This window comes from Paenibacillus sp. N3/727, from assembly GCF_022637315.1.
Lineage (GTDB): Bacteria > Bacillota > Bacilli > Paenibacillales > Paenibacillaceae > Paenibacillus_AQ > Paenibacillus_AQ uliginis.
Window position 1 is genome coordinate 4,409,787 of sequence record NZ_CP093336.1, and the last position, 21,824, is coordinate 4,431,610.

A 21,824-nucleotide genomic window follows, 5' to 3' on the forward strand; every position below is an offset into this window, starting at 1 on the left:
TATATCATATGAAAAAAAATAGAGGGTGTTCTAAAGATAGATTTTTATGAAAATGGAGTCCTCACTCATTAGTTGATTGCGCTGCTAAACGCACAAGAGGGCGTCCGTCCCTCAAGACAGACACCCTCCTCTATTTACAGTTAACTAGTAAGCGGTTTCAAATATTCTAATAATGGCTGCTTCTTAATTAGACATATCCTCAAGCCGCAATCCCAAGCGGGGAGAACAGCACATACATTGCGATCATCAATATAACCATGACAACCGTAAATACTCTCGCATGTTTCCATGGTGTCAAGTCTACCTTGCCTGAGTTGTACAGTTCGAAATCTTCATCTCGCGGCGCAAACTTGCCAACAATAAGCATAACAAGCACACACACAGGGAACAGCACACTTAAAATATACAAGAAGTTAATCTCACCTAAGAAGAACTTGGACAACGCATAGAGTACAATGTGCGCACACAGCGCAATTTTCGGTGCAATCGCTGGTACTCGCTTCGTGAAGAATCCGACCACAACCGCCGCGATAATCGGCACATTATAGAATCCGAACATTTCTTGCAAATAATAGTACAAGCCTGATGGTGCGAATAGAATAAGCGGTGCTATTGCTACCGATACGAGGCCGAGCACGATAGCAAATATACGGCCAGCTTTCACCAATTGCTTCTCTGTTGCTTGCGGTTTGAACATCGGCTTGTAAATATCCAACGTAAACAACGTCAAAGAGCTGTTCAATGCTCCGTTGAAGGAGCTTAGGATTGCACCGAACAATACAGCCGCGAAGAATCCGGATAACAATGTTGGCAATACTTCGATAACGAGCGAAGGATACGCCATATCCGCATTTGATAATGAGTTATTGAACAAGTGATACGCAATGATACCTGGAATAACAAGATAGAAAGGTCCAATTATTTTGAACATACCTGCATACAGAACGCCCTTCTGGCCTTCCTTCAAGTTCTTCGCACCTAATGTACGCTGCACGATCGCCTGATTTGTACACCAGTAGAACAAGTTGTTGAATAGTAGACCGAAGAAAATCGTAACGAATGGAACAGGTGAACTGCTGTCACCGATAGAATTCAGCTTTTCAGGTTCCTTTTGCAGCAATGTGTTGACACCATCGACAAGGTCCCCTCCCCCTAGTGCAACAAGACCAAGAACCGTAATTAACAGTCCGCCTACAATGAGACCTACCCCATTCAATGTATCTGACAAGGCACAGGCCCGCAGACCACCGAGAACAACATACAGGATACCGACAATACCAATCACCAATGAAACGACGAGTACCATTCCAAAGTCACCGAAGCCAAAAATAGAGGACAAGTTAAAAATCGTATCTAACACAAGCGCACCTGAGTAAAGAACTGTTGGAAGATACGCCATCGCATAACCGAGCAAGAACAAGATCGAAATAATTTGACGTGTACGCATGTCATAGCGCTGCTCCAGGAAGTCTGGAATCGTTGTAATACCTGCTTTCAAATAACGGGGCAGGAAGACAAACGCCATGAAAATTAACGCGATTGGCGAAGTAACCTCCCACGCCATAACGACCATGGATGAGCCATAGCTCTGTCCATTCAAACCCACCATTTGCTCGGTGGATAAGTTCGTCAGGAGTAGGGAGCCCGCAATGACGATCCCCGTCAAACTGCGTCCGCCTAAGAAATAACCATCTGAACTGTTCAAATCTACCGCTTTCGTCTTATGCCACGAATACCACGCTATGAAGCACGTATACAGTAAAAAGGTAATGACCGTGATGTACAGCATGCCTTTATTCCCCTTCCGCTCATCGAGTAACGATAGTAGCCTTTCTGCTTGCAACTTGCGATTCTGTATCTATTTTCTAACGACAGACTGCACAGCGACCAACTGGCCCGTCTCGAACGATTGCTTGCACGCATATCCTAAAATCGTCGACTGAACACCATCCGCTACCGTTACTTCCGGCTTCCGATCTTCACGGATATAGCGGATGAATTCAATCACTTCATCCACATAAGCCTGTTCGAACCGCTCCAGGAACCCGCTCGCACACTCGCGTACGACTCCGCGCTCATCCATTAGCGCAACTTGATTCTTCTCTGGTATCGTACCAATACGCAAAGAGCCATGTGTCCCGATAATTTCTGTCTCGATATGATAACCATGGACACAGTTCCGACCTGCCACGAAAATCCCCATCTTCTTGCCCTCGAATTGCACGAGAGCTGCTCCTGTCTCTGCATCCTGAAGCTGTTCAAGATCTGGATAACGATGTGAACCGCCAATCGCCCATACCGTTTCCGCCTCAGCGTCAAGATACCAACGTGCTAGATCGAGATCATGAATCGCCATGTCGAGGAACAATCCACCACTGTAGTTGCTCTTAGCGAACTGCAGGAAGCTAGGCATCGCCTGAGCAGGATCGAGTCCATAACAGCGGACAAGCACAGGCTCGCCAATTGCTCCCGCTTCAATCTGCTGCTTGGCATAAACGTAAGAGCGGTCATAGCGTCTCATAAATCCAAGCATAAATACTTGATCAGGATGACGCAGTACAGCTTCCTGCACACGCAGCGCTTCTCCCACATACAGGCCAAGCGGCTTCTCGGAGAAGACGTGGAAGCCTGCTGCCAAGGCTTGCTCGATCTGCTTACAGTGGAAGCCAGATGGAGAAGCGATGAAGATCGCATCAAGCTCATTATTGCGCAGCATTTCTTCGTAATCTGTATATCCGTACGGAACGTCAAGATCACGCTGAGCAGCTTCCACTTCCTCTTCCTTCACACTGCATACAGCCGTCAATGTGCAGTGCGGTATCCGGAATGCCAAGTTCTCTGCATGCTGCCTTCCTAATCGGCCTAAGCCGACTAAGCCAACCGATATGTGCCTGTTGTCGTTCAATTGCACGCTCCCACTCCCTTTTCCCAGGTTACACTCGCTTTGCTAGAAGGATTAAACCCACTTCAGCGGTTGAATTCCCCTCGTCTATACGCCTGCTTTGTCACGAATATAACCTCTCGCCTTTATTGCATATTCCAACGGATTCGCCTTCGCCGGGTCCTGTTCTGCCTCTACGAGCAGCCATCCTTCATACGAAGCGCCCGATAATTCCTCGAATACAGGAGTGAAGTCAATACAGCCATCTCCCGGAACTGTGAACACACCGGACTTCACGGCTTGCAAGAAGCTCATCTGCTCCGTACGAACTTGATGCGCAACGTCCGCCCGCACATCTTTCAAATGTACATGCTTAATACGACTCATGTGACGCTTCAGCACATCTATATGGTTCTCGCCCGAGAACACGAGGTGACCGGTATCATACAGCAAGGATACAAGTGCTGGGTCCGTACTCTCCATAAGACGGTCGATCTCTTCTGTCGTCTGTACGCCTGTTCCCATATGATGGTGGTAGACGAGATGCATTCCCTTCTCCCGAGCCAATTCCCCGAGCCCGTGCAACCCTTCTACGAGACGATTCCATTGTTCATCTGTAAATACAGGCTTGTTTGCGAATAACGACGTCTCCATTTGACCTTGGATGCTGTGACCTTGCTCTGAAACAACGATCACCTTCGCACCCATTGCATGCAGGAAATCACGATGTTCGATGAACAGTCTAGCCGTCTCTTTATAGTCCTGGACGGTCAAGTGTGCGCTGAACCACGCACTTGCCACTTCTAAGTTTCTTAAGTTTAACGCCTTATGTAAAGCGCTTACATTTTTGGGGTACTTATTACCGATCTCCGTGCCTATGAATCCTGCCAGAGCCATCTCACTAACACACTGCTCAAACGTATTGTCGCCGCCCAATTCAGGCATGTCATCATTCGTCCAACCGATAGGGGCAATTCCAAGCTTTACGGTACCTGCTGCAAACATGTCCATTCCTCCCAGCTTAAGTGACTATCTTTTTAATCCCTTTAAAGAAGACGGAGGGTTAAGGTGATCTCCTTTTGATCTTGTAAAAGCTCGATCACCTTTCCTTCTTCCGCTATTCACTGAACTGCATACCAGTTCCCTGATTATTGGTGTTTCATTAGTAAGGTCTTGCCTGTTTCAAATGGTGCTCTCGGTCCACCGACGCCTGCTTAATTCCAGCCTGATCTGACATTTGAGCAACACCTACATTCCACCAAGCGCCATAACCATCTGTCATTGTCTTTGGTAGTACCTTAATGTCCAAGAGCGTTGATGTCGTCTGTTCTTTCGCCCACTCAATCGCTTCAGCGAGCTCGCCCTTCGTACGTACGGTACGAGTTGCGACACCATATCCAGCAGCACTTTTGGCAAAGTCGATCAGCAGTAGCTCCCCGTCGAGCTTACCTGTCGTCAGGTTGCGTGCTCGGAATTCTGTACCAAAGCTCCCCATGCCATGACCCATCTGCAAGTTATTAATACAGCCGAAGCCGATGTTGTCAAAGAGCAGTACGTTCACTTTTTGCCTTTCCTGCAAGCTTGTGACCAGCTCGGAATGCAACATCATATAGCTGCCATCCCCGCAAAATGCATACACTTCCCGCTCGGGCTCCGCGATCTTTACACCGAGAGCTCCAGAGATTTCATAGCCCATACAGGAATAACCATATTCCATGTGATACGTGTTCGGTTTCTCCGACTTCCACATCCGTTGCAGATCTCCCGGCAGACTGCCTGCTGCACCAACGATGACCGCCTCTTCATCAAGCAGATCATTCAATGCTCCCAGCACCTGCGTCTGCGTCAGATGGCTGTTCAGCACCTGCGCATATTCCGGCAAGGCCTCATTGAGATGACCTTCAATCTCTGGCTTGAAGTTGCTTGTGTCATATTCGATCTGTGCCAGCCTATTCCACTCTGCCGTCCACGATTTCTTCGCAGCTTCAACCTCAGTCTTATAGGTCGACTTATAGCCAACCTGCACAAGGCGCTCATGCAAAGTGAGGAGTGCGGTGCGGGCATCCGCTACGACACTGACCGCATCAAGCTTACCAGCATGGAATGGCGAGGCATTAATCGTCAACACCGCTTTGTCAGGGTGCCCGAACAATTCCTTCGAACCCGTAGTGAAGTCGGTGAACCGTGTGCCGACACCGATAATGAGATCGGCTTCGCGTGCTAGCTTGTTAGCCGCTTCATTACCCGTAACCCCAATCCCGCCTACATTCCACGGATGGGATGCAGGAATCGCGCTTTTTCCAGCCTGCGTCTCGACGATCGGGATGCGGAACGCTTCCGCGAACGCTATCAAGGCTTCTCCTGCCTCGGAGTAGCGAACACCTCCGCCGCACACGAGTATCGGCTTCCGTCTCTCGCGGATAAGATCTTCTGCCGCCTTGAGCGCCTCTTCGCTCGCAGGGCGGCGCTCGATGCGATGTACTCGGCGCTGAAAGAAGGACAGCGGATAATCGTACGCTTCCGCCTGCACATCCTGCGGAAGTGCGATCGTGACTGCTCCGGTATCCGCCGGGTCCGTCAGTACGCGCATCGCTTGAATCATCGCTGACATCAACTGCTCAGGACGAGATATGCGATCCCAGTACTTACTAACTGGGCGGAATGCATCGTTCGTCGAGATCGTCATGTCATACGTCTGTTCGATCTGCTGAAGCACCGGATCTGGCTGACGGGAAGCGAATGTGTCACCCGGCAGCAGCAGCACCGGGATCTGATTCGCTGTAGCCGTTGCGGCAGCAGTTATCATGTTCGCTGCACCTGGCCCGACAGACGAGGTGCAAGCGCAGATTTGTCTACGACGCTTCTGCTTCGCAAAAGCAACAGCAGCATGTGCCATGCCTTGCTCATTCCGGCCTTGGTATACTTCAAGCTCCCCAGACGCCTCCTCCAGCGCCTGTCCTAGACCGAGCACGTTGCCATGCCCGAATATCGTAAAGACTCCTTTTATAAATCTCTCCTGCTGTCCATCCAACTCTATATATTGTTGATTCAAGAACCGAACCAGCGCTTGGGCTGTCGTCAATCGAATCGTTGTCATCGTTAGAACCAACCACCTTTCGATCACCGCTTACAGGTGTGGGATTACCACCGAGTCGTTACCATCTTCTTGCGTGTATAGAACTCCACTCCGTCCGTGCCATTTGCATGCAAGTCGCCGTAGAACGAATCTTTCCATCCTGAGAACGGGAAAAAGGCCATTGGAGCCGGAACGCCGACGTTCACGCCAAGCATACCTGCATCGATATTTTCACGGAACTGGCGCATATAAGCACCGCTGCCTGTGAAGAGACAAGCACCGTTCGCAAATCGGGACTCATTCGCCCACGCAATCGCTTCATCAAGACCCTTTACTCGCACGATGGAAAGCACTGGAGCGAATATTTCATCCTTCCATATCTTCATCTCTTGCGTCACTTCATCGAAGATCGTCGGGCCTACGAAGTAGCCTTCACCAGACGCCTGAGCATCGTTACGACCGTCGCGCACGAGACGTGCTCCTTCTTCAACACCAGCCTCAATATAGCTGAGAGTGCGTTCCTTGTGTGCTTCACGAATAACTGGACCTAAAAATACGTCTTCTTCTAACCCGTTACCAATGTTCATGTCATTAGAAGCTTTTACTAGTCGGGATACGAGTTCATCTGCCACCGCTTCATGTACGAGTACTACGGAGCAAGCCATACAACGTTCGCCAGCAGAGCCAAATGCCGCATTAACGATTTGGTTCGTTGTCACATCCAGGTCCGCATCTTCCATGACGATGGAGTGATTTTTCGCCCCGGTCAAAGCTTGGACGCGCTTTAAGTTCGCCGTACCACGCTTGTACACATACTCCCCTACTGGCTGCGAGCCAACGAAGGAAATTGCTTTTACAAGTTTATGATCCAAGAGCCCGTTCACTACATCGTGCGCACCATGAACAATATTCAAGACACCTTTAGGTAAGCCTGCTTCTATGAACAGCTCAACGAGGCGAATCGCCAATAGCGGTGTGCGTTCAGATGGTTTCAGCACGAACGCGTTGCCGCAAGCAATCGCAAGCGGAAACATCCAGCAAGGCACCATCATCGGGAAGTTGAATGGAGTAATACCACCGACAACACCGATCGGATAGCGATACATACCAGATTCGATGTTCGTTGCAATATCTGGAAGCTGCTTACCCATCATTAATGTAGGCGCACCTGCTGCGAACTCAACGCACTCGATCCCACGCTGAACTTCACCATACGCTTCCTTAAAGTTCTTGCCGTTCTCCTGTGTAATTAGCTTCGCCAGCTGGTCCCAATGTTCTACCAAGAGCTGCTGATAACGGAACAGAATGCGCGAGCGGCGCGGAACAGGTGTGCGGGACCATGTCTTGAACGCCTCGGCGGCAGCTTGCACAGCCTCATTTACTTCTTCTGTTGTGGAGAGCGGCACATGTGCAATCACTTCTCCTGTTGCTGGATTGTATACAGGTTCAATATGAGTGGATGAAGAGGATTTCCATTCTCCTCCGATAAAATTGCGAACGGTCATTTCTGCTGTCATGATTATTGTTTCCCCTTTCGCTTATTGGATTGGATAAGCATTATCTATATAAATTCGTTACAGTTGAATACGTTCTGTTGTCTCCATGAAGGTCCGCAGCTCTTCTGCTGTTGGCATCGCTTCTGAGCAGCTGTGGCGCGAAATAACAATTGCAGCGGAAGCACTGCCATAATCCATCGCCGTTGCCACATCATGTCCTTGCATCAATGCATAGATCATAGCTGAAGCGTAAGAGTCACCTGCTCCGAACGTCTTAAGTACTTTCGTTTTGAAAATACCGCCCTTGAACGACTGCCCTTCCTTCGTATAAGCAATCGATCCCGCACCGCCATGTTTGATAATAACAACCTGCGCATGATGGTCGAACCAAGTCTGAGCAGTTAGTTTGTCATCTGCCTGCTGGCCATCGAACGATTCCATCATGTCGAACTCCTCACGTGTTCCGATGATGAAGTCGCAGTACTGCGCCGCCAGCTTATAATAAACCGCTGTTTCTGATGTATCCTTCCACGTGTACGGTCGGTAGTCCAAGTCGAAAAACACGAACACACCGTGCTTGCGGGCGTAGGATAGAGCAACAAATACCGCTTCCCGAGACGGGCTTGCAGCTAGTGCAGTCCCGGAGATTAGCAGTGCCTTCGCCTTCTTGATGTAATCTTCGGAAACTTCCTCAGGACACAGCAACAGGTCTGCGACATTGTCACGGTACATCAAAATGCTGCAATCTTCGGGACTTTTAATCTCTGTGAACGCCAACCCTGTCACCGCTCCTGTATGATCAACGGCTAACTGAGTCGCATCGATGCCCTGCTCCTCTAAATACTGCTTGATAAATCTTCCCATTTGATCATCCGCAATTTTGCCTATGAACCCGCTCTTCAGCCCGAGTCGTGCTACACCAATGGCGATATTAGCCGGAGATCCTCCTACATATTTCGTGAACGTCCGTGTCTGTTCCATCGGACGGTTGAATTCATTTGCATTTAAATCAATACATAGTCGGCCCAGCGAGATAAAGTCGAGCTGTCGCTCCGCTGGAAATTGAATCGTATTCATTTCAGTTCGCACCTCCATGGTCAGATACCGTATGTGTTGCTTCTCAGCTATACCCTTTCCTTCATGTGACACATTGTTCTGTGATCGACTAAACGATCTGTCTGAAATCCTGTCATGTTCATGTCGTGCTGTGATGTTATGAGTTGGAGTTAAGCGCTTACCTTATGGCTCATTATAAACATACAATTTCGCCAATGTAAACGCTTTTTCACAAGGTTCTTAAGTTCTTTATTTCACAATCCCTATTTATTACCTTTATAAAAAAACAGCCTTACAACAAGCAAAAAACGTTGTTTAACTACGTTATTAAATTCACAACTTGAAAAAGAAAACGTTGTCACGTATGCTAGTGGCATGAGTTAAGCGCTTTCCCTAAATAATCATTCTATGTCAGAGAAAGCAGGAGATATTATGTTTCAAGTAGGTATAATTGGCGCCGGACGAATCGGCAAACTTCACGCTGAACATATTCAACGCACATCGATGGCACGTGTCCGTGCCGTATCTGACGTCAATATGCAAGGTTTGGATACTTGGGCATCCAGCCTTCATATTCCGGTAGTAACTGACAACTATCAAGACTTGTTAAATGACCCTGATATTGATGCAATATTCATCTGCTCGCCAACGAGTACACATGCGACGATCATTCAAGAAGCAGCACGTGCCGGCAAGCATATATTTTGCGAAAAGCCTGTAAGCTTCTCGGTAGAAACTACGGAACTGGCACTGCAAGCTGTGTACGAAGCGAATGTGATGCTGCAAGTCGGATTCAATCGCCGCTTCGACCATAACTTCAAGAAAGTTCGCGATACCGTACAAGGCGGTGTCATTGGCGAACCGCATCTTTTACGAATTACATCGCGTGATCCTGAGCCGCCTCCAGCTGAGTATGTAGCGAAGTCCGGCGGTCTGTTCATGGATATGATGATTCATGACTTCGATATGGCTCGGTATGTCGTGCAGAGTGAGGTTGTGGAGGTATATGCACAAGGCGCAAATTTGATCGATCCGAAAATTGGCGAACTGAACGATGTTGATACAGCTGTCGTTATGCTAACTTTTGCGAACGGCGCGATCGGAATTATCGAAAACAGCCGTAAAGCTGTTTACGGCTACGATCAACGTATCGAGGCATTCGGCTCCAAGGGCTGCATTTCTACGGAAAATGATCGCCCTTCAACCGCAGTCATTTCGACAAGTGATGGGGTTATGATAGATAAGCCCCTTTATTTCTTCCTGGAGCGCTATACACAAGCGTATGTGCAGGAGATTGAAGACTTTTTCCGTTCAATTCAAGGAGAGTTCCCTATCGTATGCGATGGCAATGACGGTTTGCAGGCGGAACGACTCGCGCAAGCAGCCAAGGAATCCCTTCTTACGGGTCGTCCGGTCAAGCTTAATCATGTGACTGTGTTAGATCGAAAATGTTTATAAACAGCACAAAGGAGGCAAATCCCTATGTCTAAGCTTATCGTCTCTCCGCATACACGCGATGCGAAAGGAAATATTGTTCGCGTCACACCTGAGAGTGCGGGCTGGAAATATGTTGGATTCGAGGTATACTCCTTGAAGTCCGGCGAGACTCTGCAGCGAAATACGAACGATCAGGAAGTTTGCCTAGTACTCTTGAGTGGAAAAGCAAATGTGAGCACAAAAGAAGAACAATTCGGAGTTATTGGACAACGTATGAGTGTGTTCGAACGCATTCCTCCGTATTCTGTCTACGTCCCTAACGACGATCAGTACACAGTCGTAGCAGATACTGATCTTGAACTTGCAGTATGCGCAGCACCAGGGCGCGGCACGTACCCAGCCCGTCTTATCCGACCAGAAGATGTCGGTGTCGAGACACGTGGTTCGGGAAGCATGGAACGTCACATTCAAAACATTTTGCCTGAGCAAAATGCTGCTGATAGCCTGCTCGTCGTGGAAGTATATACACCGGGTGGACATTGGTCTAGTTACCCACCGCATAAACATGACCAAGATAATTTGCCGCATGAATCCTACTTGGAGGAAACGTATTACCATGAAGTAAATCCAGGCCAAGGGTTCATCATGCAGCGGGTATACAATGATGATCGCTCGCTCAACGAGACGCTTGTCGTGCCTAACCGTAATGTCGTGCTGGTGCCGGAAGGGTATCACCCTGTATCTGCGCCTCCAGGGTATGATTCGTATTATTTGAATGTAATGGCAGGCCCGACTCGGACGTGGAAGTTCCATAACGATCCTGATCATGAGTGGTTATTCCCTCGATAAGTACATCTGAACTATCTGCAGTAAAGCTATAATATTAAACAAGGGAGAATGGGTGTAGTCCATTCTCCCTTTGTCCATTCTCCCTTTGTTGCTTATAATAGATTTAAAGGATGACGTATGAAGGAGAAAGCTATGAAATCAACAATATACGATGTGGCCAAAGCGGCAGGCGTCTCTATCGCAACGGTATCCAAAGTTGTGAACAAAACTGGTAACATAAGTCAAAAGACACGCGAACATGTACTCAGTATTATGGATGAGCTGCAATATCAGCCTAGCGTCGTCGCTTCCGCACTGACAGGGAAGAAAACATCTACCTTTGGACTTCTCCTGTCAAATATTGCAAACCCATTCTTCGCAGAAGCAGCACGCTCCCTTGAAGATGAAGCACGAGCGGCGGGCTATAGCATCGTAATGTGCAGTACCGATAATGAGGACGAGCGGAGCGTGAATTATCTTTCTCTCTTGCAGCGCAAGCAGGTCGATGGGATGATCATTGCGTGTCACTTCACGGACTGGTCACTGCTTCAACCATATTTGGCAACCGATATGCCTGTCGTACTCTTCTCAAAAGATATTCCTTCCTTAGACGTACATACCGTAACGGTAGATGATTATAAAGGTGGCTATCAGGCGATCGAGCATCTTATTCACAATGGGCATCAGCATATCGGTATCGTAGCCGAAGCAGGTCCGAGTGGCGATCACCGGATTCAGGGTGGACAGCAAGCGATGAAAGAAGCCGGCATTACATACCGTTCGGAATGGATCACAAACGTTCATTCCTCCATTCGAGATGGCTACACCGGGGCGCGTCAAATGCTAGAGCAATCTGAACGGCCAAGTGCTATCTTTGCCTGCAACGACATGCTCGCTGTCGGTGTACTGCAAGCAGCGCAGGAGCTGGGACTGCAAGTTCCAAGTGACCTCTCTATCATCGGCTTTGATGATACGTTGCTGTCGCAGATCGTACAGCCACGGCTTACGACTATTTCGCAGCCCATTACAGATATGGCACATCACACGATCCAACTGTTACTGCGTCATGCAGGTACACCCGATATGTCTAAGCAAAAAGCTATTTTTCAGCCGAAGCTTATTGAGGGGCGTTCGACGCAAGCCATCACACCTACATCATAACTCAGTCTTGATTCGTCGAGTGCTCTCGTATATGTGTAGCGTAGATTGCTGAACACAAAGAATGGTCTGGCCGATACTTCAGCCAGACCGAGGGGAAATTGAAAGTTTACTTGCAGAAGCCGAAATGGGCTTCATTTTTTAATGCCCATTACAACAATTTAATACAGCTTGTCAGAAGTCGCCTTCGCGGTGAGCTCCTTGAACTTCAACGCTTGATCCTTCATTCGAAGCGATACGCCTACATTCAACAGATCAATAATGGAGAGCTGCGAAATTTTAGCCGCAAGGGAGCTGCTTGAAAGCGGGTTTTCACGTGCAACCATAATGAGTACATTATCGGCTATTTTGGTAATAGGAGAACGGGCATTACTTGTAATCGCGATGACCTTGGCTCCAGCTTTTTTAGCCAGCAGCAGGTTCTCATTCGTATCCTTCGTGCTGCCAGATATCGAAATACCCACAGCGACCGAATCATCTGAGAGCAGAGCTGCCTCGACAGCCTGAAAGTGAGTGTCAGTACTGGCGCCTCCCCGTTTGCCTATACGCAGAAAGCTTTGTGCTGCCTGCATTGCTGTAAGTCCAGAGGAGCCTACACCAAAAAACTGAATCTGGTTCGCATGATGAAGAATATCTATAGCCTTGCCAAGCTCTTCGGGATTTACGAGCTCCCGTGTCTGTTCCAGTGTTTGAATATGTGCCGTAATAATTTTGTTCGTTAGTGTGGAAGGGTCGTCCTTCTCGGTAACTTCCGTGTGAAGATAATCCATAGGCTGAACTAAATCCTGAGCCAAGGATAGCTTAAAATCTTGAAATCCTTGGAACTTCAGCTTCCGGCACAATCGAAGAACCGTTGTCTCGCCTACATCCGCTTTACTTGCTAATTCAGTCACCGACTGATAAATGATCTCTGGTGCATGCTCCAGTATATATTGGGCTGCTTTTTGCTCTGTTTTGGTAAGACCATTGTAGTGACTTCGTATGTGCAGCAAGGTTTTACCTGCTTCCTGTTTGACATCCACTCCGTTCAACCTCCTTGCTTAGATGTCCAGTAAAAATTCCATGGACACGCCAGATACTGTACATCAATATAACCTAATTTGTTGAAATTTTCATCCTTGCGTTTCATGCATAGGATGAAATGACGGAAAGAGTCTGAAGCTTACACAAGAATGGAAATATCGATACCGTTCGGCCTAGTCAATTTATAAACCAGAAACGATTCATATTTTTGGGCATGATCCTTCCTGTGCAGAAATATAAAGAAACTAGAACTATTGCCAAACTTACAGGAGGGATTAAGATGGGAACAACGAAAGTGGCCATCATCGGATGCGGAACGATAGCCAAATCGGCTCATATTCCTGCATACCTGAATAACCCAAACGCTGAAATAAAATATTTCTGTGATTATAACAAGGAAAATGCAGAGCGTTTCGTGAAAGAGTATGGGTGTGGTTTAGCAGTACAGAATTACCACGACATTTTGGATGATCAGGAAATCGAGGCTGTCTCGATATGTACCCCGAACAACGCACATGCTATCGTCTCAATCGATTTTTTACGTGCAGGCAAAAATGTGCTGTGTGAAAAACCTGCTGCACGTACATATGCCGAAGCACTGGAAATGCAAAGAGTGCAGCACGAAACGGGCAAAGTGCTCAATATCGGAGTGGTCAACCGCTTCAACAAAGGTGTTAATATTATTAAAAGTCTGATCGAAAGTGGCGAGCTTGGAGAACTGTACCACGTCTATGCCAGCTTCCGTGCCCACCGTTCTATCCCTGGTCTTGGAGGCGCTTTCACAACAAAAGCCGTTGCAGGCGGCGGTGTGATGATCGATTGGGGGGTACACTTTCTTGATGTGGTTATGTACTGTTCAGGAGATCCAACACCGAAAACGGTAACTGCTCAGACTTATTCCAAGCTCGGACGAAAAATGAAGGATTACACCTATATAAACATGTGGGCTGGCCCTCCCAAACACGAAGGCACTTACGACGTCGAGGATTTTGTCACAGCCGTCATCCGTACAGAAGGTCCGAGCATAACAATGAACGGAGCCTGGGCACAAAACATTGGTGAAGAAGAGATGTATATTGATTTTCTGGGGGACAAAGCAGGAATCCGTCTGCAATACGGCAGTGACTTTAAAATGTACAGCGCAAAAAACGGCGTCCTGCTGGAAACCAGTCCGAAATTCAACGCCGGTGACCATTTCCAAAATGAAATCGACGCCTTTCTGGAATGCATCCATACAGGCGAAAAGCTGCCATCACACATTGACACCGTTATCGTTACCGCAAAAATGATTCAGGCCATTTATGATTCATCAGAGCAGCAAAAGGAAATTATTTTCGACTAACCAGCTAGGAGCGTGAAGAAATGACGAAAAAAATCGGCTTCATCGATTATTTTCTCGATGAATGGCATGCAGAAAAATACCCGGAATGGATTGAGAGCGCCTCGGGCGGCTCGATGAAAGTGACATACGCCTACGGTAAAATAGACTCTCCAACCGGACGAAGCAATGCTCAGTGGTGTGCGGACAAGGGCATTCAGCTCCGCTCTTCCATTGAGGAAGTCATCGAGGAGAGCGATTATCTGATCGTTCTCTCTCCCGATTACCCTGAATTCCATGAAGAGCTGTCGCAGCTTCCGCTCCGTTCAGGTAAACCAACTTACGTTGATAAGACGTTTGCCCCTGACAGGCAGACTGCGATCGCCCTGTTCGAGACTGCACGTGAGTATGGTACCCCACTTTATTCCAGTTCCGCTCTCCGGTTTGCAGCCGAATATATGGAGACCGAACGCATCGGAATCGAAACCATTTGCAGTGTCGGGCCCGGACGGTTTGAAAATTACTCGATTCATCAGATTGAACCGATTGTGTCTCTCATGGGAAGTGACGTCAAACGGGTGATGTATATCGGGACAGCGAATTCGCCTGCACTGCTCATTGAATTTGGTAACGGCCGACAAGCAACGATTAACCATTTTGGATGGGAGTGCCCTTTTACACTAACTTTGAATTACGAGTCCGGGCAGGCCAAAATCGTAAAGCCTGAGTCTAATTATTTCGGCTCGTTCATATCTCAAATGCTGCAGTTTTTTGAAAGCGGTGAGCCAAAGGTCGATCCTGCGGAGACGGTTGCCATTATTACCATCATCGAATACGGCCTGAAAGCAGCCGCTATACCCCATCAATGGGTGGAGCTACCGTCCTGATCATCATGAAAACAACAAAAACCGTCCAGATCATCGGACGGTTTTTGAAGGTCAGTTCATACAGTTAGTTCACAACTTTTTTGCCGAGCTTATGCCCAACCAAGACGACCGGTACCATAAGCAGCCCTAAAGGAATGCTCCATAAAACCTGACTCCACGTTACCAATCCATCAGAGAGCAAGCGGTAAAACAAGAACAGGCCATACGGAAGTGTGATGATTACAGCCGTAACAACCCCCGGCGTATATCTTCTTAAATAAATACTTTGACCAAGATGAGTAAACACATGAATGAAAAACAAACTGTTAAAGGCCAGAAACATTAAAAACTTCCCCTGCTCCGCAGCCATAAACGTAAACGGGATGAACACAATCAGCTCCAATAGTACGGCAACGGCAAATTGACTGCTATTAATTTGGAACAGGTTCTCTAGTCTCTTCTTCATGAAACCCGGCACTTTCTTAATAACATCCGTCCGGTTCTTCTCAATCCAAGGACCAACCCAGATAATCTCTTCGAGATCATGAATTAGAAATGCAACAACAAACAGCCATACTAACGTTGGTATACTCATTTCCATAAATAATTCCGGCATATTATCTCCCCCAGACCCAGATCTATTAAACTGCTTAGATCATCAATATTTCCCGGATCTCCTGTTCCGTAAGTGCTGTCAATACTTCCTCTCCAGGTTGAATAATTTCCTCGATTAAATCTTTCTTCTTCTGCTGGAGCTCGTACATCTTATCTTCCACGGTACCTTGCGCAACAAGACGGATCACCTGCACTATATTCTTCTGTCCGATGCGATGTGCACGATCTGCCGCTTGCTGCTCAACGGCAGGGTTCCACCACAAGTCGTACAAAATCACTGTATCTGCGCCAGTTAAATTCAGTCCAGTACCGCCTGCTTTCAGAGAGACCAGGAACAAATCCCTCTCCCCTTCATTAAATCTACTGCATAAAGTAACCCGCTCCGCAGCTGGCGTCTGGCCGTCCAGATAAAAAAATGAGACACCCTGATCCCCTAGCTCACGGCCAATGAGGCCCAACATCTCTGTAAACTGCGAAAAAATGAGCATCCGCTTTCCTGCATTCCGGCACTCTTCTATAATTTCCATCAGTTGCTCGAACTTGGCAGAACTACCCTCATACCCCTCCACAAACAATGAGGGATGACAACACAATTGACGAAGTCTGGTTAAGCCGGCAAGAATCTTGATACGGTTCTTTTGAAATCCTTTCTCGTTCAAATGCTTCAAGGTTTCATGTTGCAGCTTGGCCAGATAAGCGGCATACAGCTTCTTCTGCTCTGGCAGCAGCTCGGAAGCTTGCAGCGTCTCGATCTTATCAGGCAGCTCCTTCAATACATCGGATTTCAGCCGGCGCAGCAGGAATGGCCGAATACGCTTTGCCACTGTTTCCCTAGAAAGCTCATTAAAGGCCCTCCTTTCCGGAAACAATTGTGGAAACACAGCATCGAATATGGTCCATAGCTCTTCCATTTTATTCTCTACCGGCGTTCCGGTAAGTGCAAAATGGTACATCGCATCAATTGCTTTTACGGCGTGTGCTGTCTGGGTAGCATGATTCTTAAACGTCTGGGCCTCATCCAAAATTACCGTATGAAATGATTTCCCTACATAAATAGTAATATCTCTGCGGAGTAGCGGGTACGAAGTAATTACAACATCTACTCGTTCGGTATTCTGCAGTGCAGATGCCCGCTCACTTTTCGTGCCATCAGCGATGACGACTTGGACCTCAGGCGCAAACCTTTCCAGCTCATTTTTCCAGTTGTACATAAGTGATGCCGGAGCGACAACCAACGCAGGTTGCTTTCGTTCTCGAATCTCAGACAGAACCGAAACGATAAACGCGATGCTCTGCAGTGTTTTGCCGAGACCCATATCATCCGCCAGGATACCTCCAAATCGGTAGAACGCCAACGTCTTCATCCACTGATAACCGTATACCTGATAGTCCCTCAGGACATGAGACAAACTTTCAGGTACCGGGAAATCCAAATGGTCCGGATTCCGAACATGCTCCAGAAGACGTCTCAAAGACTTTTCCAGCTTTATGGAGTTCCCATGACTATCGGAGTCCATGAAATACAACGCGCGAACCGCAGGCAAACGCATTTCGGTACCATTCAGATCCGATAGATTGATCCCCATCCCATTCATAAAATGAAGCATTCCCTGAAACTCTGTACTTTCCAGCGGCATTAGAGCACCGTCCGGCAGCTTGTGAAACTTGCGTTTCTCTTCCAGAGACTTCAGAAGCTTGCGTACTTCCGCCTCTGGTATTCCATCCATATCAAACTTAAACTGCAGCCATTCCGTCCGTTCATCCATGCTTACCGTCACTTTAGGAGGAATAGCTCCTTTAAACAGCCGTACCTTCACCGCAGAGGTAGCATAGACCTTCAACAACTGTTCCAGCTGCGGAACAACATGATACAGAAAATCGTACTCATCATCCTCGTCATCCAGAAAATATCCGCCCTCTGTCTTACTGAAACGGCTTTGTTCCATAAGCTCCAGAATTCGATTTTCCTGATCTCCGTTACGCATCAGAATCCGGCCTTCGCCCCGCTGTTGGTACGTTTCCTGAAGAGGATTCATAATAATATCGCCGTATTGAAATTCAAGACCCGCCAACAGCCGGTCCTTTACCCGATCCAGATACAAGCGTGCTGCAAGTGGAGTCTGTACGATCCGGTTAGAGACGACCTGAGAAACACCGACGCTGCCGAGCTTTCTTAATCCTGGTATGACCTTTTCCATAAAAGGTTCCATCTGTTCCGGAAGGATACCCATAGTGTTCCTGCCTGAGTTCTCAAGCATATGTTTCATATCCGAGAGTTTTGCGCATTGATCCCCAGGCAGCTTCCACAGCTTCCCTTCCGCAAGGACCAGCTCATACGCTTCCAAAACCATCATATTCTCCAGCCCTTGTACGTGCAGCTGATAGCCTTCAGTCTCCTCACGGACTTGGTCAAACTCAAAATGAGGCGGAATCGCGCCATCACTCAAACCGAGACCATCATACGTAACCCCATCCTGCTCCAGCTTTATGGATGGTGCTTTTACAAGCAGCGGATATAAATCTCCCCAGACAAATGGAAGAATTAATAACATCCGCTCACCACTGAGCTTGCTCGGCTGAACATTGGCAAACGTACCGGACGTCTCAAGGTACATTTGCTCGCTGCTGCATATTTCAATAAACTGCCGAATAATATCGTCATCCTCTTTTTTAAAGCTGTGAAGCTCAGGGTCGTACGTGAAATGCTTCGAAAAAGCATAACTTTCTTTACGCTGAACTCGATCGAGAAATTGCCGGATGTTTTGCACGATATACATTCGCTTGGGACCGATCTTCATCTCAATGCCAAACCTATATTTCCGGTATCCATAAGAGATCACTCGGCATACAAGCTCAATATCAAGTACCGTTCTAGTATCAAAATAGGTCTGCGAACGGCTTGGACGCAGGTGCTTGTCTTCAAAGAGTTCCAACATCGTCTTCGTAAGCATAATATCTACATCCGAGACACCTGTTTCCTCCTCAGAAGAGCGCATTTCTGAATACAAATCCCCCTCTATTTGAATATCTAATATATACAACAGTAAGGCAGCTGTATGTTTGCAGTGCTTATCAAATGAAAAAAAAGACGAGCAGGTACATGCCGCCTCCACTTCTCCATTATCATAAATCTTCACTTCTACATCGCAAATCTGGTCACCATCGACCCTCGCATAAAAAACAGATTCACTTGGATTAAAACTTGTAATCGAAACTTTGCCAGACCGAGCGTACATTACTCCTTTGTTAAAAGAGGTCCGTCCGCACAACGATTGGATGACTTGTTCATTTATTGGAAAGCTCATCCCAAATCCTTTCTTTTACCTTATCAATTGGACAAGCCGGTATGGATTGCCAAATCTACTATAACAGAATAAGCCCAGTAAGAGCCACTGAAGAGCGGCTCTTACTGGCTTATGGTTGAATCTTTTTTTTACCGGAGCCTAAAGCCAATATCATCGTTCCCCGGGATGAGCAGATCATTTTTTCTTTTTGGTCCCAGCTAACTTTCGTAACCCATGGATCAGAAGCAGCAGCAAGGGTAGCAGCAATCCAATAGTCAATATATAAGGAATCCATATTCGGGAATCGAAGTTCTGCTGGTAGGCGACATTGGGGTAAACGATGACCGAAATAGCCACTAGAAGGATGCCCAGAGGTAGTACCAACGGCCGATAGTCACTTAGATTGAATATGTAGGCCAGGGCGAGCGCCATGAAATACAGATACAGGGTCAATCTAAAGTAGAGTGATATGAACCATATGATCGCCATAATCACTTCAATTCGTTGCAAAAAGTTGCCGATATTAATTTTTTGAGCTAGCAGGTAACTGGGAAAAAAACTATGTGAAATAATCTCGGGGCCGAATACCAATATCGATAATGCCACGATCAAAGCAATCACAAGCCCGCCAATCAAGCTTCCCAGAACAAAAGCTTTTCGGGCTTCCCGAGGCTGATTCACGGCAGACGAATGAATCATCAGCATCAAAAAGTGTGGGAGAAATACTAATGAGACGAAGGAAAGAACTCCTGGCCAAATGGGGCCGACTCCCCGTTCGAACACAGGCTGAACATTCTCCAGTTTGATCCGTGACGCTACTAAAATAACTAAAGAAACGTAAAGCAGTATAAACCAAGGGAACATCAATTCGGCCGAGCGGGCCAGCGTTTCCAGACCGAGCCTTACGCCCATGACCACCACAATGGCAAATAGAATATTTACAGCTTGTACCGGCGTTTCGGGCATTATCTGAGTCGTCAAGAAGTTTCCGAGATAATGTAATACTCCGGGAACAATGATGATTAAAGTAATGATGATCAGCAGAGATAGAACTTTTCCCAGCCATTTGCCCAAAGCTTTCTCCATGATTTGAATCAGATTCATCTGGGGATACAGCCCGGCTAAAATATTATACAACACGGTTAGACAGAGCCCGCAGGCCACGCCAATGAGGGAGGCGATCCAAGCATCCTGCTTGGCTATATAAGCTACGCTCGATGGAATGACCAGAATAGCGCTGCCGATTGTGAAAAAAATCGTTAAGATCGTAAATTGTCTTGCTGAAATTTTGACCGGTTCTTGCATAAGTTCACCTCAGTTCATTTAACGATTAGACCGATTGCGGCCAACAGATCACTGAGCGGTTTAAACATTACAGTGATCCATTCCAGAGGGCTGGGAATATCGCGATTAATATTGACAATAATACTGCTCACGACACCGAAGAGCAGCAGGATGGAGAATACCCAAAGTTCCTTTTTTTGTTTTTTTTTGATTAAAGGGGGGATCTCCAGCCAGACAATGAGAGCCCCAACCGCAATGATAACCGCAATAGCGAGCATATTAAGCTACTCCTTCGTATTGTTCAGAAATGAATCTCCAACCGTTCCGATTCGTCGAATTTTGACTTTGACCTTGATATGAACCGGTAAATCGGTAAAATAGCGCTCATCCCAGTCCTCTTTCATTTTCTTCCATGCTTTCGGATCGGCCCGTCGAATCGCTTCACCGAATCCGAAAATATCCGCGCCGAAAGAGTTCTGCGCCTTCTTGATTGCTGACTCCATCAACGATATGATTTCGGCTTCCGACTCTTTTTCAATCTGTCGAATCGTTTCTGTTTTGATCAGTTCCAAGTTTCTGCACTCCACTGCGGCGATATTTTGCTCCGCTTGGAGGGTGACATTCACTTGAGGCTGCCCCTGTACAACACGGCCTTTTATCTTTGCTTTTGTCCGAACGACCTCTGTAGTAAGCTTGCCTCCCCCCAGACAGTCCACATGGCCGGCCGTGCTTTTGACATTCCCGCGGATATAGTTATAACCCTTGCTCTCTTCCTCGTTTAACCAGCCAATCAATTTGTCTTCCTTAAATGCGGCAAGCCCCGAATCTTTCAGTTCAGTGGAGATATCGATGTTTTCGACATTTTTCTTTGAAACTCCGACCTTCGGGTCTCCAACGATTCGAAGTCCGGACAGGACAGGGTGCTTGCCATCGTCGATAAGATCCCTGATCGTTTCATCCAGCGTGTCCGTCAAACTGGGAGACCAGTATTTCTCGGATGTCTCCAGTGTGTTAAATAGTTTGTTTGCCGGGACTTTCTCCAGTGGTGTCATGATTTTTAACACCTCTTCCGCAGAACTGTTCTGAGTCACTACAAGGTAAAAATCGCTCCGGATTTCTTGATCCCGTTGCAGGAGATCCAAGCTTTCGGCCATTCCTTCCCGGGCAAGGGATTCACCGATCAGGAGCATCCTCAGGTGGGAAAAATAAATTTTTCGCGGACTGAGGGTGCTCATCCTCCGCACGGCTTCCAATATGGTGTCGCCCTCCGTCGTATACAAGATGGCAGGAGATAAGCCTTGCCCTTTACCGGAAGCCACTTCTTTAGGATTCACCACCTGAACCGATACCCGATATTGTTTTCCCACCTTATCGAGCCCCATCCCTACCGCAATGGCGATCTCATTTAGTTCCCGGCGATTCCAGCATCCTGTCAGAAAAGAGGTCAGAATAAGGAACAAGAACAGACTGAGTACGTATCGTTTCATCCTCCTCTGCCTCCT

Annotated in this window: 17 protein-coding genes; 5 read left to right on the plus strand and 12 right to left on the minus strand. The window is 47.4% G+C overall.

Going from position 1 to position 21,824, the window contains the following annotated elements; translation table 11 throughout:
• Positions 1-199 precede the first annotated feature (199 nt).
• The 6 genes from MNQ98_RS20350 to iolC form a co-directional block, all read right to left on the minus strand.
• Complete coding sequence (locus tag MNQ98_RS20350; RefSeq protein ID WP_241929869.1) at positions 200-1,789, minus strand: solute:sodium symporter family transporter; 1,590 nt, start codon at positions 1,787-1,789, stop codon at positions 200-202.
• 69 nt (positions 1,790-1,858) lie between these two features.
• Complete coding sequence (locus MNQ98_RS20355; RefSeq protein WP_241933989.1) at positions 1,859-2,905, minus strand: Gfo/Idh/MocA family protein; 1,047 nt, start codon at positions 2,903-2,905, stop codon at positions 1,859-1,861.
• Positions 2,906-2,989: 84 nt separating this feature from the next.
• Positions 2,990-3,886 carry a myo-inosose-2 dehydratase gene (gene iolE, locus MNQ98_RS20360; protein WP_241929870.1) on the minus strand — a complete coding sequence of 299 codons (897 nt, stop codon included), beginning with the start codon at positions 3,884-3,886 and terminating at the stop codon, positions 2,990-2,992.
• A gap of 157 nt (positions 3,887-4,043) precedes the next feature.
• Entirely contained in the window at positions 4,044-5,978 is a 1,935-nt protein-coding gene (gene iolD, locus MNQ98_RS20365) for a 3D-(3,5/4)-trihydroxycyclohexane-1,2-dione acylhydrolase (decyclizing) (RefSeq protein ID WP_241929871.1), read from the minus strand.
• 44 nt (positions 5,979-6,022) lie between these two features.
• On the minus strand, positions 6,023-7,474 hold the full coding sequence (locus MNQ98_RS20370; protein ID WP_241929872.1) for a CoA-acylating methylmalonate-semialdehyde dehydrogenase: 1,452 nt from the start codon (positions 7,472-7,474) through the stop codon (positions 6,023-6,025).
• Positions 7,475-7,531: 57 nt separating this feature from the next.
• Complete coding sequence (iolC, locus tag MNQ98_RS20375) at positions 7,532-8,530, minus strand: 5-dehydro-2-deoxygluconokinase (RefSeq protein WP_241929873.1); 999 nt, start codon at positions 8,528-8,530, stop codon at positions 7,532-7,534.
• A 411-nt stretch (positions 8,531-8,941) separates the two neighbouring features.
• Between iolC and iolG the strand changes: the two genes are divergently transcribed.
• From iolG to MNQ98_RS20390, 3 genes are all read left to right on the plus strand, one after another.
• Positions 8,942-9,967, plus strand: a complete 1,026-nt coding sequence (iolG, locus tag MNQ98_RS20380; RefSeq protein ID WP_241929874.1) for an inositol 2-dehydrogenase — start codon at positions 8,942-8,944, stop codon at positions 9,965-9,967.
• A 24-nt stretch (positions 9,968-9,991) separates the two neighbouring features.
• Complete coding sequence (gene iolB / locus MNQ98_RS20385) at positions 9,992-10,795, plus strand: 5-deoxy-glucuronate isomerase (protein ID WP_241929875.1); 804 nt, start codon at positions 9,992-9,994, stop codon at positions 10,793-10,795.
• A gap of 132 nt (positions 10,796-10,927) precedes the next feature.
• Entirely contained in the window at positions 10,928-11,935 is a 1,008-nt protein-coding gene (locus MNQ98_RS20390; RefSeq protein ID WP_241929876.1) for a LacI family DNA-binding transcriptional regulator, read from the plus strand.
• A gap of 158 nt (positions 11,936-12,093) precedes the next feature.
• Here the strand turns inward: MNQ98_RS20390 and MNQ98_RS20395 are convergent, their stop codons facing one another.
• Positions 12,094-12,954, minus strand: coding sequence for a MurR/RpiR family transcriptional regulator (locus MNQ98_RS20395; RefSeq protein WP_241929877.1), 861 nt, complete (start codon positions 12,952-12,954; stop codon positions 12,094-12,096).
• Between the two features lie 281 nt (positions 12,955-13,235).
• Here MNQ98_RS20395 and MNQ98_RS20400 point away from each other — a divergent pair, with 281 nt between their 5' ends.
• Both MNQ98_RS20400 and MNQ98_RS20405 read left to right on the plus strand, forming a co-directional pair.
• On the plus strand, positions 13,236-14,297 hold the full coding sequence (locus MNQ98_RS20400; RefSeq protein ID WP_241929878.1) for a Gfo/Idh/MocA family protein: 1,062 nt from the start codon (positions 13,236-13,238) through the stop codon (positions 14,295-14,297).
• Positions 14,298-14,317: 20 nt separating this feature from the next.
• A complete protein-coding gene (locus MNQ98_RS20405; RefSeq protein ID WP_241929879.1) occupies positions 14,318-15,160 on the plus strand; it encodes a Gfo/Idh/MocA family oxidoreductase in 843 nt (280 codons plus the stop codon).
• Between the two features lie 64 nt (positions 15,161-15,224).
• On the opposite strand, the gene MNQ98_RS20410 is transcribed toward MNQ98_RS20405, so the two are convergent.
• The 5 genes from MNQ98_RS20410 to MNQ98_RS20430 all read right to left on the minus strand — a co-directional run bounded on the left by MNQ98_RS20410 (position 15,225) and on the right by MNQ98_RS20430 (position 21,809).
• Complete coding sequence (locus MNQ98_RS20410) at positions 15,225-15,755, minus strand: HXXEE domain-containing protein (protein WP_241929880.1); 531 nt, start codon at positions 15,753-15,755, stop codon at positions 15,225-15,227.
• Between the two features lie 34 nt (positions 15,756-15,789).
• Entirely contained in the window at positions 15,790-19,059 is a 3,270-nt protein-coding gene (locus MNQ98_RS20415) for a DEAD/DEAH box helicase (protein WP_241929881.1), read from the minus strand.
• A gap of 174 nt (positions 19,060-19,233) precedes the next feature.
• A complete protein-coding gene (locus MNQ98_RS20420; RefSeq protein ID WP_241929882.1) occupies positions 19,234-20,343 on the minus strand; it encodes a GerAB/ArcD/ProY family transporter in 1,110 nt (369 codons plus the stop codon).
• Between the two features lie 14 nt (positions 20,344-20,357).
• Positions 20,358-20,600 (minus strand): hypothetical protein, encoded by a 243-nt coding sequence (locus tag MNQ98_RS20425; protein ID WP_241929883.1) that lies wholly within the window; start codon positions 20,598-20,600, stop codon positions 20,358-20,360.
• Positions 20,601-20,606: 6 nt separating this feature from the next.
• A complete protein-coding gene (locus tag MNQ98_RS20430; RefSeq protein WP_241929884.1) occupies positions 20,607-21,809 on the minus strand; it encodes a Ger(x)C family spore germination protein in 1,203 nt (400 codons plus the stop codon).
• Between the last annotated feature and the right edge of the window lie 15 nt (positions 21,810-21,824).